We start from the raw sequence: 20,872 nt of genomic DNA, 5'->3' as shown, positions 1-20,872 counted from the left end.
TACCGTATTAATCTGAAAGAAGACGCTTGACACATGAAGTGATGTATATCATGTAACTTTTTCGAATAACGAATTCATAGGAGGTTAGTTGTTTGTAAATGAATGATGTGAGATTGTTTTTTGTAAAAATGTGATAAATTGTTAAAAGTCATGATTTAGATATACTAAAATATTTAATTTTGATTCAAAACAAACACAAAATTAAACAGATTGCCATGGATGCTAAAATAAAAGAGTTTATAGATGGTGTTAGGATGAAAAATCCGGGAGAAGATGAATTTTTACAAGCTGTTGAGGAAGTGGTAGAAACAGTTTGGGACTTTTATCGCGAGAATCCTCATTATCAAAAAGCTAAGATACTTGAGCGTATGATTGAGCCCGAGCGCGTAATTATGTTTAGGGTACCATGGGTTGATGATAGTGGAGAGGTTCAGGTGAACAGAGGATTTAGAGTTGAGTTTAACAGCGCTATTGGTCCCTATAAAGGAGGTTTGCGATTTCACCCGAGTGTTACGTTAAGCGGGCTTAAGTTTTTAGGTTTTGAACAAACATTCAAAAACAGTTTGACTAGCCTGCCAATGGGAGGTGGTAAAGGAGGTTCCGATTTTAACCCGAAGGGAAAGTCGGATAACGAAATCATGCGTTTCTGTCAGGCATTTATGAGCGAGTTGTACCGTCATATTGGCCCCAATACAGATGTCCCAGCCGGGGATATTGGGGTGGGTGGTCGCGAAATAGGCTATTTGTTTGGTCAATATAAAAAGCTACGTAATGAGTTTACCGGTGTGCTTACCGGCAAAGGACACGAGTTTGGGGGCAGTTTGATTCGCCCAGAAGCTACCGGTTATGGAGCCATTTATTTCGTGCGCGAAATGTTGGCCATGAAAGGGGAAACTCTCGAAGGAAAAACCGTTGCTCTGTCAGGTTTTGGCAATGTTGCATGGGGAGCTGCACTTAAAACCGCTGAATTGGGAGGTAAGGTTGTTACCCTTTCCGGTCCGGATGGTTATATTTATGACCCGGAAGGAATATCGGGAGACAAAATTGACTTCTTGTTGGAGCTTCGTGCTTCAAACCAGGATGTGATCCAGCCTTATGCCGAAAGATATGGGGTTGAATTCTTCGAAGGCAAAAAACCTTGGGAGCAAAAGGTGGATGTCGCCATCCCTTGTGCTATCCAAAACGAACTGAACGAAAAGGATTGTAAGGCGCTTATCGATAATGGATGTCAGCTTATAGCAGAAGCTTCAAACATGGGTTGTACAGCCGAAGCGGCATATCTGGCTACCGAAAAGATTCTTTTTGCACCAGGTAAGGCTGTTAATGCAGGCGGCGTAGCTGTTTCTGGTTTGGAAATGAGCCAAAACAGTATGCGTTTTAACTGGAACCAGGAAGAAGTAGATCAAAGGTTAAATGAAATCATGATCAACATCCATAAGGTCTGTGTACAATATGGCACGGAATTAAATGGAAAAATCAATTACATCAAAGGGGCCAACGTAGGCGGTTTTGTGAAAGTGGCGGATGCCATGATTGCACAAGGTGTGGTTTAATATAAAAACAGTAAGAATAATACTAGATGAAAACCTTGGGGAGATGCATTCTTTCCGGGGTTTTCTGTTTACTCCGGGTTATCGTATTAGGGTAAATTTTGAATTGATGATAAAAAAATGCTTAAAAGCAAGATGAATTCCTGTAATTACTAGGTTCAATTGATTAGATTTGGAAATTATTTATACAGAACGATATAGTTTATGTTATTTATAGATACCCACGCACATATATATTCCGAACAATTTGATAAGGACAGGGATGAAATGATTCAGCGGGCATTCGATGTCGGCGTGGAATCTATTTTAATGCCGAATGTGGATGTTGACACCATTGAACCCATGCTGCAGATTGAGGACAAGTTTCCGGGTAAATGTTTTTCAATGATGGGTTTGCATCCCACTTCGGTTGGAAAAGATTTCGAGAAACAGCTTACTGTGATGGAAAACTGGTTGGGGAAAAGAAAGTATTGTGCGGTAGGAGAAATTGGTATCGACCTTTATTGGGATAAAACTTACCTTGCGGAACAAATTGAGGCCTTCAAAACGCAAATAGAATGGGGGAAGAAATATCAAATTCCCATTGTAATTCATGCACGGGAAGCATTTAATGAGATATTTGAGGTGCTCGATAATATGGATTTGGAAGGGGTAAGTGGGGTTTTTCACAGCTTTACCGGAACTTATGAACAGGCAAAAAAAGCATTGAGCTACAACTGCTTTAAGCTTGGCATAAATGGTGTTCTTACGTTTAAAAACGCTAAGTTGGGTGATGCAATCAAACAATATGACGTAAGCGATTTGGTGTTAGAAACAGATGCCCCATACCTAACACCAACGCCTTTCCGGGGTAAAAGGAATGAACCTATGTACCTGAAATATGTGATCGCTAAAATGGCTCAACTATTTGGGACAACCCAAGAAGAGGTTTGTAGGATTACTACAGAAAATGCCCGACAACTGTTTGGCATACAACCCTAAAAAATTAAACCAAACAGCGAATACCGAACACTGATAACTGATAACTGACAAAAAGAGGATTAAATTGAAACGTAAAGTACTTATTATTTATACCGGAGGAACCATTGGTATGGCCAACGACCCGGAAACAAATTCACTCGTGCCCTTTGATTTTTCTTTGATTGAAGAAAAAGTACCGGAGCTAAAACGTTTCGATTTCCATGTGGATAGTACTTCTTTTAACCCGATAGTGGATTCTTCGGATATGAATCTTGAAATCTGGGTGAAAATATGCACTATCATCGAGGAAAATTATGACGTTTATGATGGGTTTGTGGTATTGCACGGAACCGATACCATGTCGTACACGGCCAGTGCGATAAGTTTTATGTTTCAGAACTTGAGTAAACCAGTGGTATTTACGGGAAGTCAGTTGCCGCTGAGCACCATTCGTACCGACGGGAAGGAAAACCTGATTACAGCCTTGGATATCGCATCAACCTATAAGGATGGCGTTGCCATGGTGCCCGAAGTTTGTATATTTTTTCAGGATAAGTTGTTCAGGGGAAACCGTACCACAAAATACAATGCTGAACATTTCCGGGCTTTTCGGTCCGATAATTATCCGCCGCTGGCCGAAGTGGGCATACATATAAAGTATAACGACTCGTATATTCAAAAAGCCAAAGAGGGAACTACGTTTTCCGTGTCCAAAAAAATGGACAATAACGTCGGGCTTTTAAAACTATTTCCGGGTATGAACTATGCTTTTTTAGAAACGGTGCTACAAACCCCGGGATTAAAAGCATTGGTGCTGGAAACTTTCGGATCCGGAAATGCACCGTCCGACAAACATTTTTTGGGAATTATTGAAAAAGCGCTGCAAAAAGGGCTGATAATTTTAAATGTGACGCAGTGTTTGGCCGGAAGTGTAGCTATGGGCAGGTACCAGACCGGCATACACCTATTGGAAATGGGAGTTTTTAGTGGGGGAGACATAACTACCGAAGCTGCCGTAACTAAACTAATGTACCTGTTAGGTAATATAAAAAATATCGAAGAAGTCAAGATAAATTTAAATAAATCATTAAAAGGGGAAATCTATATCTAAACAGTTTGTATTTCCTGATTTTTTTGTATTTTGCACTCCAGAAAAACTAAGAATTTCATTTATTAACCTGTTTATTGCTTTGAAAAGGGAATTATTAGCAATTAAACTATAGTATTAACAAACTAATACAAATCAAAAATTTTTTACAGACTATGAAAAAGCTATTCGCGTTTTTTGCAGTTTTCGGAATGATGACTCTTGGAGCATCTGCCATTTACGCTCAGGATGAAACTGATGCACAAGATTTAGAAACTGTTGAGGAAGTTGCCACTGATGAGGTGGAAGGAGCAGCCGTAGATGATATGGCTGCAATGGATGATGTTGAAGCTCCTAAGGGGGTTCACAAACAAATTAAAGCAAAATTCATCGAAGGTGGTGCTATCTTTATGAGTTTCGTACTTTTATGTTTAATTTTTGGATTAGCATTAGCAATCGAAAGAATCATTTACTTGAATCTTGCTTCTACTAACACTAAAAAATTACTTCAAAGTATTGAAGACTCGTTGAACGAAGGTGGTGTTGAAGCGGCAAAAGAAGTTTGTCGTAACACCAAAGGTCCGGTTGCTTCTATTTTTTATCAAGGTTTAGACCGAATTGATGAGGGTGTTGAAGTAGTTGAGAAATCAGTTGTTTCCTACGGATCGGTTCAAATGGGTCTATTAGAAAAAGGATTAACTTGGATTTCTTTGTTTATCGCACTGGCTCCTATGCTTGGGTTTATGGGAACAGTAATCGGTATGATCGAAGCGTTTGACAAGATCCAGGCTATGGGTGATATCTCAGCAACTGCTGTAGCAGGAGGTATTAAAGTAGCACTTATTACTACTGTATCTGGTTTGATCGTAGCTATCATCCTACAGGTGTTTTACAATTACATCGTATCTAAAATCGATGGTATTGTAAATACTATGGAAGATGCTTCTATCTCTCTATTAGATATCTTGGTAAAATACAACATGAAAAAATAATCAGAACATGAGTAAGCTTTCAAAAATATTAAGTTTTGTACTATATGCATTGATCGCTGTAACTGCCGTGTTAACTATAATGTTTTTCACAGGAGGAGATGTTCCTGGGGAAACTTTTCAAACACCGGTTTACACTGATATGATTCTTAACTGGGCTAAGTTCTTAGTGGCAGGAGCTGCTGCTGTAACTATCCTTTTTGAAGTGGTGCATGTAGTAATGAATCCAAAAAATGCTGTGCGTAGCTTAATTTCAATTGCAGTTTTAGTTGTTATTGGACTTGTTTCGTATAGCATTGCAGACAATACACCTTTGGATTTAGGTGGCTATGAGGGAAAAGATAACGTTCCTTCAATGCTTAAATTGGCAGGTGCATTTCTATATGGTACCTATGTACTTTTAGGACTTGTAATAGTTGCTATCTTTGGTGGTGAATTGTCAAGGTTATTCAAATAATTAGGAGGTAATTATGGGAAAAAGAGAAATACCGGAAGTGAATGCCGGGTCTATGGCCGACATTGCGTTCCTTCTGCTCATATTCTTCCTTGTAACTACTACCATGTCTACTGATACAGGTTTGGCAAGACGTTTGCCGCCACCTGTACCTGATGAGCAAGAGGATGATACTCCACCTATTAAAGAAAGAAACGTTTTCGCTGTTCTTTTGAACAGTAAAAACCAATTACTGGTGGAAGGTAAACCAATGAGGGTAGAAGAACTCAAGGATGCAGCTAAAGAATTTATTCTAAATGAAAATAATGACGTAAACTTACCAGAGTTTAATGATATAGAAGTTGAATTCTTTGGTATGGCTAAAGTTTCAAAAGGGGTAATTTCTTTGCAAAACGACAATGGAACTCAGTATCAGGCGTATTTGATGGTTCAAAATGAACTGCAAAGAGCTTATACAGAGGTGAGAAATGATTTAGCTCGAAATAAGTGGAATAAAGATTATGTTGAGCTTGATGAAGATCAGCAAAAGGCTATTCGTAAGATTTATCCGCAAAAGATTTCAGAGGCAGAACCTAAAAATATCGGTAAATAATGGCAAAGTTTAGAAAAAAAGGGGGTAAAGGTACTCCTGGTATTAGTACAGCTTCTTTGCCTGATATTGTTTTCATGCTTTTATTCTTTTTTATGGTATCAACTACTATGAAAGAAGTGGATTTAAAAGTAAAGATTCAGGTTCCTGAAGCTACAGAATTAGCTAAACTGGAGAAAAAAAGTTTGGTAACGTACATTTATGTGGGTGTACCAAACAAAAAGTACCAGGGAATGTATGGTACCGAGCCTCGAGTTCAGTTAAACGATGCTTTTGCTACAGTGGAAGACATTCAAAGTTATATTGCGCAGGAGCGTGAAGCAATGAAAGAAAATGATCGTCCTAAGATGACCACTTCTATCAAAGCCGACTTTGACTGTCCAATGGGTATTATTACCGAAATTAAGCAGGCATTGCGTAAAGCTCAAGCGTTAAAAATCAACTATTCGGCGCGTCAAAAAGTAGAGTACTAGTAACTCAATATACTTAAATAAAAAAAGAGGAATCAAACGATTCCTCTTTTTTTATGGCCTTTAGCGTTATAGGCTTAAGTTATCGGTCAACGGTGATTAGTCATGGATTGTCAATTGGGGATTGTTGTTAGTTGGTCAGCCAATGAATTTACGAATGGAATATATTATGGCCGGTATGTGATTTCATTCCAATGGATTAATGGCACGTAACTACAATACACTAACCCCAGTATGAGTAGTATCTGTAATACCGGCCTCTTCAAAACTGGTCATATCATTTATCATTTTTACTGCGCCCTGAATAATCGGATAAGCCAGGGCGGCACCCGTTCCTTCGCCTAATCGCAAGTCTAGGTTCAAGACAGGCTCGGCCTTTAAGTGTTGCATCATTAAAGCATGCCCGCCTTCTTTAGAATGATGTGAGTGGATGACATATTCTAAAATCACAGGGTTAATAGCTTGCGCTGCCAATAGGGCAGATGTAATAATAAAACCATCATTTAAAATCAGCATTTTTAATTCAGCAGCCTGAAGCATACCTCCCACTATGGTGGCTATCTCAAGACCTCCGAAATATGCTAATATCTCGAAAGGATCGGTTAATTCAGGCTTTTTGTCAACGGCAGCTTGGAGAATGGCCAGTTTCCTTTTAACCCCTGCGGTATTATGGCCACTACCCGGGCCCACACACTTTTTGAGTGGAATATTACAGTATAAGCTCATAAGTACAGACGCAGGTGAGGTATTTCCAATTCCCATTTCACCGAAACCTATCACATTGCATCCCTTAGTATGAATTTCTTTTACTATTTGTGCCCCGTTATGGATGGCTTGTTCACATTCTGCATGATTCATGGCTGGTTCGTGCAGAAAGTTACCGCTTGCATTCTTTATCTTTGCATTGATGATGGATGGGTGGGCGCTTAGATCATAGTTGACGCCTGCATCAACCAACGTCAATTTTATATCGTACAGTTGTGAAAAAAGTCCAATACCCCCACCCTGTTTTGAGAAATTAATCATCTGCTGCCACGTTATTTCTTGAGGGTTAGGATTAACTCCTTCGTCACAAATGTTGTGATCGGAGCCGACAACCAATATATGCGGTTGGCACAGAGAAGGGGTGAGGGTATTTTGTATACGGCAAATCTGATACGCTATTTTTTCAAGTTGACCTAACGATCCGAGAGGTTTGGTTTTATGGTCGAGATTGTATTTAATATTAGCGTTGATGTCATCCGATAAAGGGGCAATGTTAAAATTAATCATATCAAAAGCATTTATATAAAGTGCAAATATGATTAAAAAAAATTCTATTTCTTGAATAGAACTGCTTATTATGCCATCTATACGTTGAATTCAACCATAAAGATAGTTAAATTATTTATCCGGGTCCGGTCAATGGGTTTTCTCAATCCTATTTGTCGGCAGGAATGGATTGTTAGGCGAAGTTGCAACCATTAATAGGTGTCGCACAAGTAAAGATGATATGAATTCCGATTAAAAAGTGCTAAAGTATATTACACCGCTCCTTGGTCAAGCATGGTGTCGGCCACTTTAACAAAACCTCCAATGTTTGCTCCATCCATATAATTAATAAAACCACCTGGTCTGGTACCATATTTCACACAGGTTTGATGAATATGTTTCATGATGCCTTTGAGTTGTTTATCCACTTCTTCCCGGGTCCAGGAAAGGCGCATGGAATCCTGGCTCATTTCAAAACCCGATACTGCTACACCGCCAGCGTTGGCTGCTTTTCCCGGGCCATATAAAATTTTATGCCTGATAAAAACGTTAATGGCTTCAGGTGTACATGGCATATTGGCACCCTCCGATACACAAATGCAACCGTTTTTCACCAATGTTTCAGCGTCGTTTTTTTCAATTTCGTTCTGGGTAGCGCAAGGCATAACTATTTCCCCTTTTTCGTTCCATGGCCTTTGACCTTCTGCATATTTAACATTATATTTATCGGCATACTCTTTTATTCGGCCGCGAAATCTGTTTTTTAACTCCATGATAAAGTTTAATTTTTTCTTGTCAATGCCGTCGGGATCATAAATATAACCGTTACTATCCGACATGGTTAATACTTTTCCTCCTAAATCAAGTACTTTTTCTGCCGAATATTGCGCTACATTTCCGGATCCGGATATAAGAACTGTTTTGTTTTTAAGGCTTTCGTGTTGTAGGTTAAGCATTTCCTCCGCAAAATAAACATTACCATATCCTGTGGCTTCCGGACGTATGAGACTGCCTCCCCAATTGATTCCTTTGCCCGTTAAAATACCTGTAAACTCGTTTTTAATTCTTTTGTACTGTCCAAACATATAACCAATTTCACGTCCTCCCACTCCAATGTCCCCCGCAGGAACGTCGGTATTGGGGCCAATATGTCGGTAAAGTTCGGTCATAAAACTTTGGCAAAACCGCATTACTTCATTTTCGGATTTTCCTTTGGGGTCAAAATCAGAACCGCCTTTTCCTCCACCCATAGGTAAGGTGGTCAAACTGTTTTTAAATACCTGTTCGAATGCCAAAAATTTGAGAATACCGAGGTTAACAGTCGGGTGAAAACGTAACCCCCCTTTGTAAGGGCCTATGGCGCTATTCATTTCAATTCTAAAACCCCGGTTAACCATTATTTTTCCTTGATCGTTAAGCCAAGGGACTCTAAAAATGATAATACGTTCGGGTTCAACTATTCTATCTATGATACCACTATTGATGTAATGAGGATTTTCTTCCAAAAAATCGGCAATAGAAAGCAGGACTTCATGAACAGCTTGGTGAAACTCGGGCTGTGCGGGATTTTTATCGATTAACCGAGCCATAAATGACGTTACAAACGAACTGGGGGAAGTTTTCATAATGTTGAGATTTAGAGGCTTATTTTTGTTGCCGTTATTGTGGGTATTAAAAGTTAAGGAATATTGGTTTAATTTTCATAAAAATTCGTTGGTTATATTATTAATGTCCATGATATAGTGATGCGTATTGTTCCTGTATTCGTTATGGATGTGTTATATCCGTGCAAAAAGACATTATTTAATTAACTTTACTCACGTAGGACACATTTTGCATGTTATTCGAAAAAAGATGACAATGGATTTTTCAAGTATATTTACGCAAACTGCATTTAATAAATTAATGCAGAGGCGTATTCAATCCGTACTTTTGATTTCAAGTAGTTACGACGCATTTCTTTTAGAAGAGGATGGAAGGATTGAAGAACAGATTTTTAATGAGTATGTGGCGCTGAATTTAAGATATCCCCCCAGGTTTATTCAGGTAACAACGGCAGAGGATGCACTCCGAATATTGCAAAATGAAAAGGTCGACCTGATCATATCCATGTTGAGTGTCGGAGGAATGGACCCCTTCAGTCTTTCCAAAAATATTAAAGTTGATCATCCCCATATACCTTTTGTTGTATTAACACCGTTTTCCCGGGAGGTAAGTTTGAAACTTAGCAGGGAAGATACAAGTGCCATCGATTATGTTTTTTGCTGGCTCGGAAATGCGGATATACTGGTTGCAATCATTAAACTTATTGAAGATGAGATGAATGCGGAGCTCGATATATTAGAGGTAGGTGTTCAATGCATCGTGCTGGTGGAGGATTCAATTAGGTACTATTCAAGTTATTTGCCGATTATTTACCGTATTGTTTTTAATCAGTCTAAAAAATTTATGACTGAAGGGTTAAACGAACACCAAAAGATGATGCGAATGAGAGGGCGTCCCAAAATCCTTTTGGCCCGGAACTTCGAGGAAGCGATAGAGATATACCAGAAATACAAGACTAACGTGCTGGGGCTTATTTCGGATGTATCCTTTTACAAAAATGGAGAGAAGTGTAGCAACGCAGGTATAGAGTTGGCCAATACAGTTAAAAATGAAGATGCTTATATGCCTTTTTTGTTACAATCCTCGGATATTGGTGTTGCTCAGGTAGCAAAAGATATTAGGGTAGGATTTTTATATAAATATTCGAAAAGCCTGTTGCAAGAGCTAAAACAATTTTTAAAGGTAAATTTGGCCTTTGGTGATTTTATTTTTGTGGATCCGGAGTCGCATCAAGAGGTGGGAAGGGTAAGTAACTTAAAAGAGTTGCAGGAAAAGCTGTTTGACCTACCTGATAGTTCTTTGCGTTATCATTTTCAGCGCGATCACGTGTCGAAATGGCTTAAAGCCAGGGCCCTGTTTCCAATTGCGGAGGTGATTAAAAATTTGCGTATAGAGGATTTTGAGAGCCTGGAAGCTACTAAGCATTTTCTGCACGATACCATTGTCAATTTCCGGATATCTAAGAGCAAGGGTGTAATTGCCACTTTTGACCCCAACAGGTATGATAAATATGTGAAGTTTGCCCGCATTGGCGAAGGTTCTATTGGAGGTAAGGCGAGAGGACTAGCTTTCTTAAACCTGATTATCAGTAAAAATTTCCAGGAGTTGAACTTTGAAGAGTTGGATATCACCATACCCCGAACCGTGGTAATTGGTACCGATATATTTGAGTTGTTTATGGATAGAAACAACTTGTACGAGATAGCCCTGTCCGATTTGCCGGATGAAGAGATTCTGGAGCACTTTGTGAATGCCAAATTGCCGCATAGGTCCGACCGTTATTTGAGACAGTTTATTTCGGCTATTGACAACCCCATTGCCATTCGTTCTTCCAGTGTATTGGAAGATAGTCACTATCAACCCTTCGCAGGTATTTATTCAACCTACATGGTTTCTAATACCGATGAGGTTGAAGTGGTAATGAAACAGATTGGAGATGCGATAAAATGTGTTTATGCATCTGTTTTCTTCAAGAGCAGCAAGGCTTACATGCAGGCCACCATGAATATTATTGATGAAGAGAGGATGGGTATTGTGCTGCAGGAGGTGGTGGGGCAGCAACATGGGAATCGTTTTTATCCGACAATCTCGGGAGTAGCACGTTCGGTAAATTTTTATCCCATATCACCAGAAAAAGCCGAAGATGGAATTGTTAATGTGGCTCTGGGCCTGGGGAAACAAATTGTGGAAGGAGGGGTTTCCTTGCGTTTCTCGCCTAGCTATCCACAAAAAGCACTGCAGCTGTCTTCCCCTGAAATGACCATACGAGACACACAAAAAAAGTTTTTTGCACTGGATTTGGACAATACCACTTTTGTGCCTTCGGTGAATGACGCCGTAAATTTGCAGCACCTGGAGATTAAAAAGGCTCTGGAAGATGGATCGTTAAGGTGGCTAGGATCAACCTATGATTATCAAAATAACATTATTAGAGATGGGGTAATGTATAAGGGTATCCCTTTGGTAACTTTTTCCAATATTCTTAAGAACGATGTATTTCCGTTGGCCAAGGTCGTGAAAACGGTGTTGGAAATAGGACAAAAGGAAATGAATCAGCCGGTTGAGGTTGAGTTTGCTGTGGATTTGCAAAAAACCAAAGGGAAACCTGTTTTCTATCCGTTGCAGATTAGGCCAATTGTGGAAGGAGAGTTGTCCTTCAAAGAAAATCTGGAAGAGCTTCTGGCCGAGGATCAGTTGGTGTATTCGAAATCGGCGTTAGGTAACGGAATCATTGATGATATTTACGATGTGGTGTTCGTGAAATCGGAGGGTTTTTTGCCTGCGAGTATGATAAAAATGGTAGCCAACATCGAAAAAATAAATGATGTCTTACTTTCCGAAAACAGGAATTATATATTAATAGGTCCGGGTAGATGGGGGTCTCAGGATCCTTGGTTAGGTATTCCCGTAAAATGGACACAGATATCCGGAGCCAGGGTAATCATAGAGACTGCGCTGGATGGGTTTTGTGTTGACCCCAGCCAGGGAACCCATTTCTTTCAAAATCTTACTTCGTTAAGGGTGGGTTATATGACAGTTAATACGGTAACCGGCGACGGCCATTATAACGAGGAGTATTTAATGTCAAGAACTGCAGTGTACGAGGATGAATGGATTAAACACGTTCGTTTCAACAACCCGGCGGTTATAAAATTAGACGGTAAAAAGGGGATTGGCGCAATATCTAACCCCCGGGATTAATACCAATAAGGTGTTACAGCGTGTGTGGCCATATTAACTCAGGTGGTGTTTGATTTTGCCGATCAAATCTTCGGGTTGAAAAGGTTTGCTGATATAGTCATCCATACCACTGGCCATACATCTTTCTTTATCCTCGGGGAATGCATTTGCGGTAACAGCAATAATTGGAGTGTGCGTATTGGTGCTTTTTTCGATTTCACGAATTTTCTGGGTAGCTTTTAAACCATCCATTATCGGCATCTGAACATCCATCAGAATTAAATCGTATTTAGCTTTTCCAAACTTATCTAAAGCTTCTTTGCCATTGTATGCAACTTCAATTTTCTTTACTTCATTTTTAATATATAATATTATTATCTGTTGATTACTAAAGTTGTCTTCCACCAAAAGAATGTTTGCATCTTTAATTTCAACAGATGTTTTAAAGAATGAGTCCGTATTGGAAATTTTTTCTTTGATATTTTGAACTGAGTAGCTTTGCGTATTTTCCATAAATGTGATGCCGAATTCAAAGGTTGTCTTTTCAGGTTCGGGGTAAATAGCAAAGGTATGCCCATCCTGTTCTATTAATTTCTGTGTGAGACCGAGTTCTAAAAACTGAATATGCTTTGAAGTATTCAGCCTTAATACATCATTGTTGTATAACGACTCATCCGACTTGTACTCCTTGGGAAAAGGGATATTGCCATAACTGGTAAGTTTAAATATTAATTCGATAGTACCAGGCATATTGTTAGAACGTGATACTTCAATGTTAATTTGTTTGTCTTCGGAAATGTTGTATTTAGCAATGCCGTTTAAAATATTAAGGAATATTTGTTTCGTTTTAATGGCGTTCCCGGTCATAGTAGATGGAATATCGGCCGAAAATGATAAACTGAACTTTTGTTTGCTGTTGTTCTCTGAAAATAGCCTGATAGTATTGTTGAGTGTAGAATATAGGTTAAAACTTATTTTTTCCTCCTGAATTGGGTTCAGTCCTGATTTTTGCGTAGAAACCATGTTGGAAACCACGTTTACCAAATTGTTAGCTGATGCATGAATGGTGTTGATATAATCTCTTTGATCATCTGTGAGATTGGTTTTTCCCAAAATATCCAGGATGCCTGTAATATTGCTCAACGGTGTACGTATTTGCCTGGAAAGATTTGATATTTGCTCCTCTTGCGAAGTTTTTGTGTTTTGAGAATTTATCATCGCGCGCTCCTTGGTGAGCATTACTTCAGCAAAGATAAATTTGAGGCAGTACGCTATAATAAATGAAAAAACAAAAAATACGGATACTAAAATCTTTAGGTTTAGCGAATATATTTGCGCCTGGGGTACAAATTGACTCAAAACCAGAAAGTCGAGCAGCACAAAGGAAAACAGGGCAAGAGAAGATATAGCACCGATTTTCCGACTAAACAGGTTGATGGCAATAAACGGGAAGATACCTATCCAGAAAATATTGACACCTGTAGAGCCACCAAAAACAATAAAGAAAAGTAAGGTTAAAATCACAAATGAAAACAATATCTCCTTGTAATACATGGCATTGGGACGTCTTCCCATATATAAATAATTAAAGGCGAATAAAACACTAAAGAAAAGCAGGGGGCCGGCAAAAAACAGACTTTCCTCCAGAAGAGAAACAATACCCTCGATAAAAACAATTACAAAAAGAAAGAAATTTAGAACGTTGGTTAAAAGTAATGTAGTTTTGGTTTCAACTTCCAGTTTTTCATCCTGGTCAAAAGAAAAAAGTAATAAAAATTTGTTAATGAACTTCATGTTTTCTAATTGTCTATTTGGCAATGACCTAAATGTAATCAATATAATGCTAATGGCTAGCTGAAAACATCGTTGTGTTGATGTGTCGGCCTAAAAAAACGCATTATTATGCAATATTTATGCGATTAACTAAAACTAACGATAAAGATATTATAAAAATACTTTTCCGTATAGAAATTCTAAAATTTATCAAATAAAATGGATAGTAATTGAATTTGCAGACATTAATTATTTATTAGTTTATGCTGTATTTATATTGTTGTTCAATTAAATAGCTTTAAGGTGGATTTTTAAGGGTAACAATAACAGAATTTATTCGTTATATAGATAATTAAATAATTATGCTATATGAAATGTAAATAATACAGAATGGTATAAAATAAAATGCATAAAAATACAATGTCAATGAAGAAAGTAGTTATTAACCTATTGCTGATGTTTGTGGTTACTTCTGTTGGTGCACAACATCATTTGCCATCAGATCAGGATTACAAGGATTTTCTGAACACGAAAACCTTTGTTGTAATGGACGAAAACCCTATGTCTGACTTTAATTTTATGATCAAAAAGGTAATGCCAAATGTTTGGAGCCTTACGGATTACGAATTTATTACACAGTCGGAGTTTAAAGAAAAACGAAGAGATCCATCCTATTCTTTTATTGTTACCTCTACCGTAACCTTCGACAGGGACAAAACCAAGGCAAGGTATACATTTGTGAGCTTATTAATGGGGAAGGATGTTTATTCCATCACGGATATGCCCGACCTCTGTTCAATCCCTTTGTCATACCATAGGGTTGAAGATGATAGTTATGCTTATAAAATGGAAGGTTTTATCCGCTTTATTCAGGATCATGTTAAACTGGTGAATCAAAACCCGCAGGTAATCAGTAGGAACATGTTCAAATATTACAATAAAAATATCAGGAGTTTGAGCAATAAGAAACTATTGCTTGTGAAAGATGACCTGGCTCCGGATGCGAATAGCATTTCTAAAATACAAAAGGTATATCCTTACAAGGTAGAAATTGTTGCGCAGGAAGACGTGACCAAAGCAATTCAGGACAAAGATCCGGATGTGGTTTTTCTGCACAAGGTGGGACCCGAGGGAACCCGTTACAAAGCACGCTGTTACAAAATTATTATAGGTGCTGCCGATTCGCAATTTTACTATTTCGATTGGCATATGGTTAGCCTTAAAAATCGCGATGGATTAATGCTGAAAGACTTTAAAGTGATGGGTAAGCAATAATTACCACCCATAAATTATATAAACCCTGTTGACTTTGGTTATCAGGGTTTTTTTATGATTGTTTTCTAATGAAACTTATTTGTGATAAATTTGTGGGTTCATTTAAGTAAAAACATATTTAAGCAATTATGTCCGACGATAAAAAGATAATTTTTTCAATGGTTGGGGTAAGCAAAGTTGTGCCGCCCCAAAAAAAAATATTAAACAATATTTACCTCTCGTTTTTTTATGGTGCCAAAATTGGCATCATTGGTTTAAACGGTTCCGGAAAGTCAACGCTCATGAAGATAATCGCCGGTGTGGAAAAAGACTTCCAGGGAGAAGTCGTTTCTTCACAAGGTTTCTCGGTGGGTTATTTGGAGCAGGAGCCTGCGCTAGACGAAGAGAAAACGGTTAAACAGATTGTGGAAGAAGGCGTTCAGGAAGTGGTCGATGTTTTAAATGCCTATAATCAGGTTAACGAAAAATTTGCCGACCCAGAAGTGCTGGAAGATCCGGATAAGATGGACGCCTTAATGAATGAACAGACTAAACTTCAGGAAAAGATCGATCAATATGATGCCTGGAATTTGGATACGAAGCTGGAACGTGCCATGGATGCCTTACGTTGCCCTGAAGAAGATAAACAGGTGAAGTACCTTTCGGGAGGAGAAAGAAGAAGAGTGGCTTTATGTCGTCTGCTGTTAAAAGAACCTGATGTGTTGCTGTTGGATGAGCCTACCAACCACTTGGATGCAGAATCGGTTCAGTGGTTGGAAATGCACCTGCAACAATACAAAGGAACAGTTATTTCTATAACCCATGACCGCTATTTTTTGGATAATGTTGCCGGATGGATTCTGGAGCTGGACAGGGGAGAGGGTATTCCCTGGAAAGGTAATTACTCTTCGTGGTTAGAACAGAAAACCAGTCGTATGGCACAAGAAGAAAAAACAGCCTCCAAAAGAAGGAAAACTCTGGAAAGGGAATTGGAGTGGGTTCGAATGGCTCCCAAAGCTCGTCATGCTAAATCAAAAGCACGTCTGTCGGCCTATGATAAATTAATGGACGAAGGGGTAAAGGAGAAAGAAGAGAAACTTGAAATCTTTATCCCTAATGGCCCAAGGTTGGGAGACAAGGTGATTGAAGCACATCAGGTGGCCAAAGGATTCGACGATCGGTTGTTGTTTGATAATTTGGAGTTCGTACTTCCTAAAAACGGTATAGTCGGTGTAATTGGCCCCAATGGAGCCGGTAAGACTACCCTTTTCAGGATGATTATGGATAAAGAGAAGGTTGACAAAGGAACGTTCACGGTAGGAGAAACAGTGAAAATCGCCTATGTGGATCAAACACACGAGGCCATTGACCCTGAAAAAAGCATTTTTCAAGTCATTGCAAACGGCCAGGAAACCATAAAGGTCGGGGGGCGTGAGCTTAACGCCAGGGCCTATATTAGCAGGTTTAATTTTGCCGGGGGCGATCAGGAAAAAAAATGTGGGGTGCTTTCAGGTGGAGAGAGAAACCGCTTGCACCTGGCTATGACGTTGAAAGAAGAGGCCAATGTGCTGCTGCTTGATGAGCCGACCAACGACATCGATGTCAACACGTTAAGGGCGCTTGAAGAAGGGTTGGACGATTTTGCCGGTTGTGCAGTGGTTATTTCGCACGACCGCTGGTTTCTGGACAGAATTGCCACACATATCCTGGCATTTGAAGGTGATTCTGGTGTTTACTTTTTCGAAGGGTCCTTTAGTGAATACGAAGAGAACAAAAAACGAAGATTAGGGGATATAACTCCAAAACGTATTCGTTACAAAAAGCTAATGAAATAGTCAAAAAGCTAAAACATATAAACAGCAGCCTGCATTATATCAGGCTGTTGTTTGGCTTTGTTACTGTTATTCCTGCTTAAAGAACGATGGCCGATTTGAACGATAATGACAACTCACTCTGTTTTTTTTTGCCCGTTGCCTCCGTATCAAGTTTGCTCGAAGTAACATTCGACATTAAATAATACATGCTTTTAACCCCAATTCCCCTTACATCATTGGGGAGTCGTTCAATAAACCTAAATTTATCACGGGTCAACATATAAGTTTTCTTGCCAATATTGATTTGATTAGGTTCGCAATTTTTTTCCATCCTGGAAGCCGCATTAACGGTGTCGCCAAAAACATCAAACAAAAAGTTTTTTGTTCCCAAAACACTGCCAATAACTTCACCGGAGTTAATTCCTATTTTGGCATCCCACTTAACGGGATTAATTTTGTTCCGTTGTATTAAAAAGTCTCTAATATCTATAGCAACGTTTATCAGGTTGCCTGCATGATTTTTGTTCGGGGTCGGGATACCGGAAACGGCCAGATATCCATCGCCCATGGTTTTAATTCTGGTACAGTTATTATTTACGATGATTTGGTCAAACGAAGAGAATATTTCGGTTAATTCATCGATTAATATTTTGGGCGACAGTTTGGTTGATTTTTTGGTAAAATCAACCAAGTCAACAAATAAAACAGAAGCTTCCCTGTATTTTTTGGGCTTTGATTCCCCCAAAAGGGTAAGTTCAGTAATAATTTCTTTAGGAAGCAATCCGGATACTATTTCCTGTATTTTGTTCTGTCCTTCGCTGATGGCGCGAGCCTGTTTTTCATGTTTTTCGATGGAACTGGATAAGGTAAGCGCGGTTCGCACTCGTGCAAAAAGTTCAATATTTTTAAGGGGTTTCTGTATAAAGTCTAAAGCACCGGCCACTAATATTTCTTTAATGTTTTCTCCTTCTGTTTCCTGTAAACAAACTAATACAGGGGTATCCCAGTTTTTGTTCGACTTTTTAATGAACCTAATCTTTTCCAATAGTTCCGATGATGAATTTTCACAGTCTATAAGAACTAAATTGTAACATGTACTGTTTAATTCGGAAACTGAATCCTCACAAGACTTATTAATGATCAACCATTCTTCATCAAACTCACGTAGTTGTCTTTTAATTATTTGTAGATTAATTTCGTCGTTTCCTAAAATCAGTATTCTAACTGTGTTCATCTGTCCCTTCGTTATTTTTTATACAAAATTATTAGGTCTGTTCGATGGTATTATCGATTTTTAATATTTTTACTCTGAAACAACGGGATGGTTTTGTTTAAGTGGCGAACTTTATGTTTTTTATTGTTGGTTATTCTTTTTCTTAGACGAAAATACTGTTTAAATGTTACATTAATATAACCTTAATGTTATTAACGAATACATGTCACTTTTCTAAATTTTAAACGATGAAGTTAATAAATGCGGAACACCTAGAAACACTAACGGAACAAGCTCAAAATAGCGAAAGAAAAAGGAAGAATTACAATTTTCATGACCGCGACGGCGACTTGGTACAACGCATGTTAAATGCTTTTGAACCCAATACGTACGTTCGTCCACACAGACACGTCAATCCGGATAAACGTGAAGTTTTCTTAATTCTCACAGGCAGGCTTTTAGTAATTTTTTTTAATGATGAAGGAGAAATTACAGATCATGCGATTTTGGATCGGGAAACCGGGCAGTACGGAGTTGAAATCAGTTCCAGTGAATGGCATTCGACCACGGGATTGGAGGAGGGCACAGTGGTATATGAAATTAAAGACGGTCCGTATTATCAGTCTGAGGATAAAAACTTTGCGCCATGGTCGCCACCTGAAGGTTCGACGGAAGCCCATACTTATTTGAAGGCCTGTTTAACGTACTTAAACATTTCAGTTTAAAGCGTAATCCATTGGGAACGTTTATAAATGATAAATGTCACCAAAACGGGAATTGCTGCGCAATTAAATCCTTGGACAACCTGAAATACACACTGCAAAGCAGTTTGTATATGTAATGTTAAAAGCAATTAGCCGCACTAAAACCTAACGATGTATTATATGTTTGAAATAAATAAATAACTTTGCGCCTCAATAATAAAATAACAACGTGATGGCTCAAAAACCCACCATACCAAAAGGAACAAGAGATTTTTCGCCGGTTGAAATGGCAAAAAGAAACTTTATTTTTGATACCATTAAGTCGGTATTCTTAAATTACGGTTACCAACCCATCGAAACTCCTGCTATGGAGAATTTATCTACTCTAATGGGAAAATATGGCGAAGAAGGGGATAAGCTTCTTTTTAAAATTTTAAATTCCGGCGATTTTTTAGCTAAGGCAGATGAACGTTTATTGGCTGAAAAAAAATCGGTTAAAGCAACTACGCAGATAGCTGAAAAAGGCCTTCGTTACGACTTAACAGTGCCTTTTGCCCGTTTTGTGGTGCAGCATCAAAATGAGATTGCCTTTCCGTTTAAACGTTATCAAATTCAACCGGTATGGCGGGCCGACAGACCGCAAAAAGGACGTTACAGGGAATTTTTTCAGTGCGATGTGGATGTGGTAGGGTCCAATTCGTTAATGAACGAAGTGGAGTTGATTCAAATAGTGGATGATGTGTACAAGGCATTAAACATTAATGTACTTGTTAAGATGAACAACCGTAAAATTTTAACAGGCATTGCCGAAATTATCGGTGAAGCGGATAAAATTGTTGACATTACCGTGGCCATCGATAAATTGGATAAAATAGGAATAGACAAAGTCAACGAAGAACTGTTACTTAAAGGAATACCTCAAGAAGCAATAGACAAATTGCAGCCTATTATTAATTTATCGGGTACTAATCAGGAAAAAATAGATACCCTAAAATCCGTATTGGCCGATTCCGAAGTAGGTTTAAAAGGTGTTGATGAAATAGAGACTGTTTTAGCATATTTAGCAACGTTGGATATAGCCACCGGGGTAGAGTTGGACTTGACTCTAGCCAGAGGGTTGAATTATTATACCGGGGCTATTTTCGAGGTGAAGGCATTAGACGTGCATATTGGCAGCATTACCGGTGGGGGAAGGTATGATGACTTAACCGGTGTTTTTGGTTTGAAAGATGTTTCCGGGGTGGGTATTTCTTTTGGTGCCGACCGTATTTACGATGTAATGAACCAAATGGATTTGTACCCCAAAGAATCTATCATTTCAACGCAGCTGCTGTTTGTTAATTTTGGCGAAAAGGAAGCTCTTTATTCACTTAAGGCTTTGCAAGAAATCCGTAGGGCTGGAATAAAAGCAGAGCTATACCCCGATGCGGCAAAAATGAAGAAGCAAATGACATATGCCAACAAAAAAGAGATAGGATTTGTGGCAATGGCCGGCGAAAATGAAATGAACGAGGGTAAACTGACCTTAAAAAACATGGGCACAGGGGAACAGCAGTTGCTTACAGTGGAAGAAGTGATTAATATCATCGCCTAACTTAAAGAATTTGCCTAGTTTGCATGAGTCTAAATATATGGGCTCGTGCTTTTTTATGGGTAGAATTTTTAAAAATAGTAATATCAAAATACTTTCCTTTGGTGGCGATATCCGCTTCCCATGATTTCTGTTTTTAATTTTTTGAACCGGTATGTAACCCGCATTATTCTTCGCTTTTCATAAAGATGAAGGCGAATGCAGCAGGCCCTTCAGTCGCCAAGGTAAACAATTAAGTTTCGAGCGAAAACGTTAGGCTGGTCCCAGGCGAAACCCGACATAGTTGAGCTAAATTTGGGTTGTCAATTTGGTTGCGGAATGCAGTGGTTGTCGGAAACAGAGGAAATTCTCATGAATTTTCAGCGCTAATTATCTGTTGTTAATATGA

Annotated in this window: 16 protein-coding genes; 12 read left to right on the top strand and 4 right to left on the bottom strand. The window is 38.7% G+C overall.

The features are described from left to right. Nucleotides 1-215 precede the first annotated feature (215 nt). The 7 genes from gdhA (ACT29I_RS21365) (at nucleotide 216) to ACT29I_RS21335 (ending at nucleotide 6,102) form a co-directional block, all read left to right on the top strand. Nucleotides 216-1,553: an NADP-specific glutamate dehydrogenase gene (gdhA, locus tag ACT29I_RS21365; RefSeq protein WP_430933678.1), complete on the top strand. Its 1,338-nt coding sequence runs from the start codon at nucleotides 216-218 to the stop codon at nucleotides 1,551-1,553. Between the two features lie 201 nt (nucleotides 1,554-1,754). Continuing rightward, on the top strand, nucleotides 1,755-2,531 hold the full coding sequence (locus tag ACT29I_RS21360) for a TatD family hydrolase (protein WP_430933677.1): 777 nt from the start codon (nucleotides 1,755-1,757) through the stop codon (nucleotides 2,529-2,531). 64 nt (nucleotides 2,532-2,595) lie between these two features. Then, entirely contained in the window at nucleotides 2,596-3,621 is a 1,026-nt protein-coding gene (locus ACT29I_RS21355; protein ID WP_430933676.1) for an asparaginase, read from the top strand. A 152-nt stretch (nucleotides 3,622-3,773) separates the two neighbouring features. Beyond that, nucleotides 3,774-4,589 carry a MotA/TolQ/ExbB proton channel family protein gene (locus ACT29I_RS21350; protein ID WP_430933675.1) on the top strand — a complete coding sequence of 272 codons (816 nt, stop codon included), beginning with the start codon at nucleotides 3,774-3,776 and terminating at the stop codon, nucleotides 4,587-4,589. A gap of 7 nt (nucleotides 4,590-4,596) precedes the next feature. Then, nucleotides 4,597-5,043, top strand: coding sequence for a hypothetical protein (locus ACT29I_RS21345; protein ID WP_430933674.1), 447 nt, complete (start codon nucleotides 4,597-4,599; stop codon nucleotides 5,041-5,043). A gap of 13 nt (nucleotides 5,044-5,056) precedes the next feature. After that, nucleotides 5,057-5,632: an ExbD/TolR family protein gene (locus ACT29I_RS21340; RefSeq protein ID WP_430933673.1), complete on the top strand. Its 576-nt coding sequence runs from the start codon at nucleotides 5,057-5,059 to the stop codon at nucleotides 5,630-5,632. Further along, nucleotides 5,632-6,102, top strand: a complete 471-nt coding sequence (locus ACT29I_RS21335) for an ExbD/TolR family protein (protein WP_430933672.1) — start codon at nucleotides 5,632-5,634, stop codon at nucleotides 6,100-6,102. The genes ACT29I_RS21340 and ACT29I_RS21335 overlap by 1 nt, the downstream gene beginning before the upstream one ends. A 210-nt stretch (nucleotides 6,103-6,312) precedes the next feature. Here the strand turns inward: ACT29I_RS21335 and cobT are convergent, their stop codons facing one another. Next, nucleotides 6,313-7,371 carry a nicotinate-nucleotide--dimethylbenzimidazole phosphoribosyltransferase gene (gene cobT / locus ACT29I_RS21330; RefSeq protein WP_430933671.1) on the bottom strand — a complete coding sequence of 353 codons (1,059 nt, stop codon included), beginning with the start codon at nucleotides 7,369-7,371 and terminating at the stop codon, nucleotides 6,313-6,315. A gap of 251 nt (nucleotides 7,372-7,622) precedes the next feature. Then, the gene (gene gdhA / locus ACT29I_RS21325; protein WP_430933670.1) at nucleotides 7,623-8,975 is read right to left on the bottom strand and encodes an NADP-specific glutamate dehydrogenase; all 1,353 of its coding nucleotides are present in this window, start codon (nucleotides 8,973-8,975) and stop codon (nucleotides 7,623-7,625) included. 235 nt (nucleotides 8,976-9,210) lie between these two features. Here gdhA (ACT29I_RS21325) and ACT29I_RS21320 point away from each other — a divergent pair, with 235 nt between their 5' ends. Continuing rightward, complete coding sequence (locus ACT29I_RS21320) at nucleotides 9,211-12,156, top strand: PEP/pyruvate-binding domain-containing protein (RefSeq protein ID WP_430933669.1); 2,946 nt, start codon at nucleotides 9,211-9,213, stop codon at nucleotides 12,154-12,156. Nucleotides 12,157-12,189: 33 nt separating this feature from the next. Here ACT29I_RS21320 and ACT29I_RS21315 read toward each other — a convergent pair whose 3' ends face one another. Next, on the bottom strand, nucleotides 12,190-13,929 hold the full coding sequence (locus tag ACT29I_RS21315) for a response regulator (protein ID WP_444794358.1): 1,740 nt from the start codon (nucleotides 13,927-13,929) through the stop codon (nucleotides 12,190-12,192). Nucleotides 13,930-14,334: 405 nt separating this feature from the next. On the opposite strand from ACT29I_RS21315, the gene ACT29I_RS21310 reads away from it, so the two are divergent. Beyond that, entirely contained in the window at nucleotides 14,335-15,183 is an 849-nt protein-coding gene (locus ACT29I_RS21310) for a hypothetical protein (protein ID WP_444794357.1), read from the top strand. A gap of 128 nt (nucleotides 15,184-15,311) precedes the next feature. After that, nucleotides 15,312-16,997, top strand: coding sequence for an energy-dependent translational throttle protein EttA (ettA, locus tag ACT29I_RS21305; protein WP_430933666.1), 1,686 nt, complete (start codon nucleotides 15,312-15,314; stop codon nucleotides 16,995-16,997). 76 nt (nucleotides 16,998-17,073) lie between these two features. Here ettA and ACT29I_RS21300 read toward each other — a convergent pair whose 3' ends face one another. Next, a complete protein-coding gene (locus tag ACT29I_RS21300; RefSeq protein WP_444794356.1) occupies nucleotides 17,074-18,210 on the bottom strand; it encodes an adenylate/guanylate cyclase domain-containing protein in 1,137 nt (378 codons plus the stop codon). Nucleotides 18,211-18,437: 227 nt separating this feature from the next. Here ACT29I_RS21300 and ACT29I_RS21295 point away from each other — a divergent pair, with 227 nt between their 5' ends. Both ACT29I_RS21295 and hisS read left to right on the top strand, forming a co-directional pair. Further along, entirely contained in the window at nucleotides 18,438-18,914 is a 477-nt protein-coding gene (locus tag ACT29I_RS21295; protein ID WP_444794355.1) for a WbuC family cupin fold metalloprotein, read from the top strand. 211 nt (nucleotides 18,915-19,125) lie between these two features. Continuing rightward, entirely contained in the window at nucleotides 19,126-20,487 is a 1,362-nt protein-coding gene (hisS, locus tag ACT29I_RS21290) for a histidine--tRNA ligase (RefSeq protein WP_430933663.1), read from the top strand. Nucleotides 20,488-20,872: the final 385 nt, after the last annotated feature.

This window comes from Saccharicrinis sp. GN24d3 (assembly GCF_052400645.1).
GTDB lineage: Bacteria > Bacteroidota > Bacteroidia > Bacteroidales > Marinilabiliaceae > Saccharicrinis.
The sequence above is the reverse complement of the archived record's forward strand: the minus strand, read 5'-3'. Positions and strand labels throughout refer to the sequence as shown.

What these genes read in the sequence shown, in the direction of transcription:
- gdhA (WP_430933678.1), top strand. Translation starts at nt 216, where the DNA reads ATGGATGCTAAAATAAAAGAGTTTATAGATGGTGTTAGGATGAAAAAT.
- ACT29I_RS21360 (WP_430933677.1), top strand. Translation starts at nt 1,755, where the DNA reads ATGTTATTTATAGATACCCACGCACATATATATTCCGAACAATTTGAT.
- ACT29I_RS21350 (WP_430933675.1), top strand. Translation starts at nt 3,774, where the DNA reads ATGAAAAAGCTATTCGCGTTTTTTGCAGTTTTCGGAATGATGACTCTT.
- ACT29I_RS21345 (WP_430933674.1), top strand. Translation starts at nt 4,597, where the DNA reads ATGAGTAAGCTTTCAAAAATATTAAGTTTTGTACTATATGCATTGATC.
- ACT29I_RS21340 (WP_430933673.1), top strand. Translation starts at nt 5,057, where the DNA reads ATGGGAAAAAGAGAAATACCGGAAGTGAATGCCGGGTCTATGGCCGAC.
- ACT29I_RS21335 (WP_430933672.1), top strand. Translation starts at nt 5,632, where the DNA reads ATGGCAAAGTTTAGAAAAAAAGGGGGTAAAGGTACTCCTGGTATTAGT.
- cobT (WP_430933671.1), bottom strand. Translation starts at nt 7,371, where the DNA reads ATGATTAATTTTAACATTGCCCCTTTATCGGATGACATCAACGCTAAT.
- gdhA (WP_430933670.1), bottom strand. Translation starts at nt 8,975, where the DNA reads ATGAAAACTTCCCCCAGTTCGTTTGTAACGTCATTTATGGCTCGGTTA.
- ACT29I_RS21320 (WP_430933669.1), top strand. Translation starts at nt 9,211, where the DNA reads ATGGATTTTTCAAGTATATTTACGCAAACTGCATTTAATAAATTAATG.
- ACT29I_RS21315 (WP_444794358.1), bottom strand. Translation starts at nt 13,929, where the DNA reads ATGAAGTTCATTAACAAATTTTTATTACTTTTTTCTTTTGACCAGGAT.
- ACT29I_RS21310 (WP_444794357.1), top strand. Translation starts at nt 14,335, where the DNA reads ATGAAGAAAGTAGTTATTAACCTATTGCTGATGTTTGTGGTTACTTCT.
- ettA (WP_430933666.1), top strand. Translation starts at nt 15,312, where the DNA reads ATGTCCGACGATAAAAAGATAATTTTTTCAATGGTTGGGGTAAGCAAA.
- ACT29I_RS21300 (WP_444794356.1), bottom strand. Translation starts at nt 18,210, where the DNA reads ATGAACACAGTTAGAATACTGATTTTAGGAAACGACGAAATTAATCTA.
- ACT29I_RS21295 (WP_444794355.1), top strand. Translation starts at nt 18,438, where the DNA reads ATGAAGTTAATAAATGCGGAACACCTAGAAACACTAACGGAACAAGCT.
- hisS (WP_430933663.1), top strand. Translation starts at nt 19,126, where the DNA reads ATGGCTCAAAAACCCACCATACCAAAAGGAACAAGAGATTTTTCGCCG.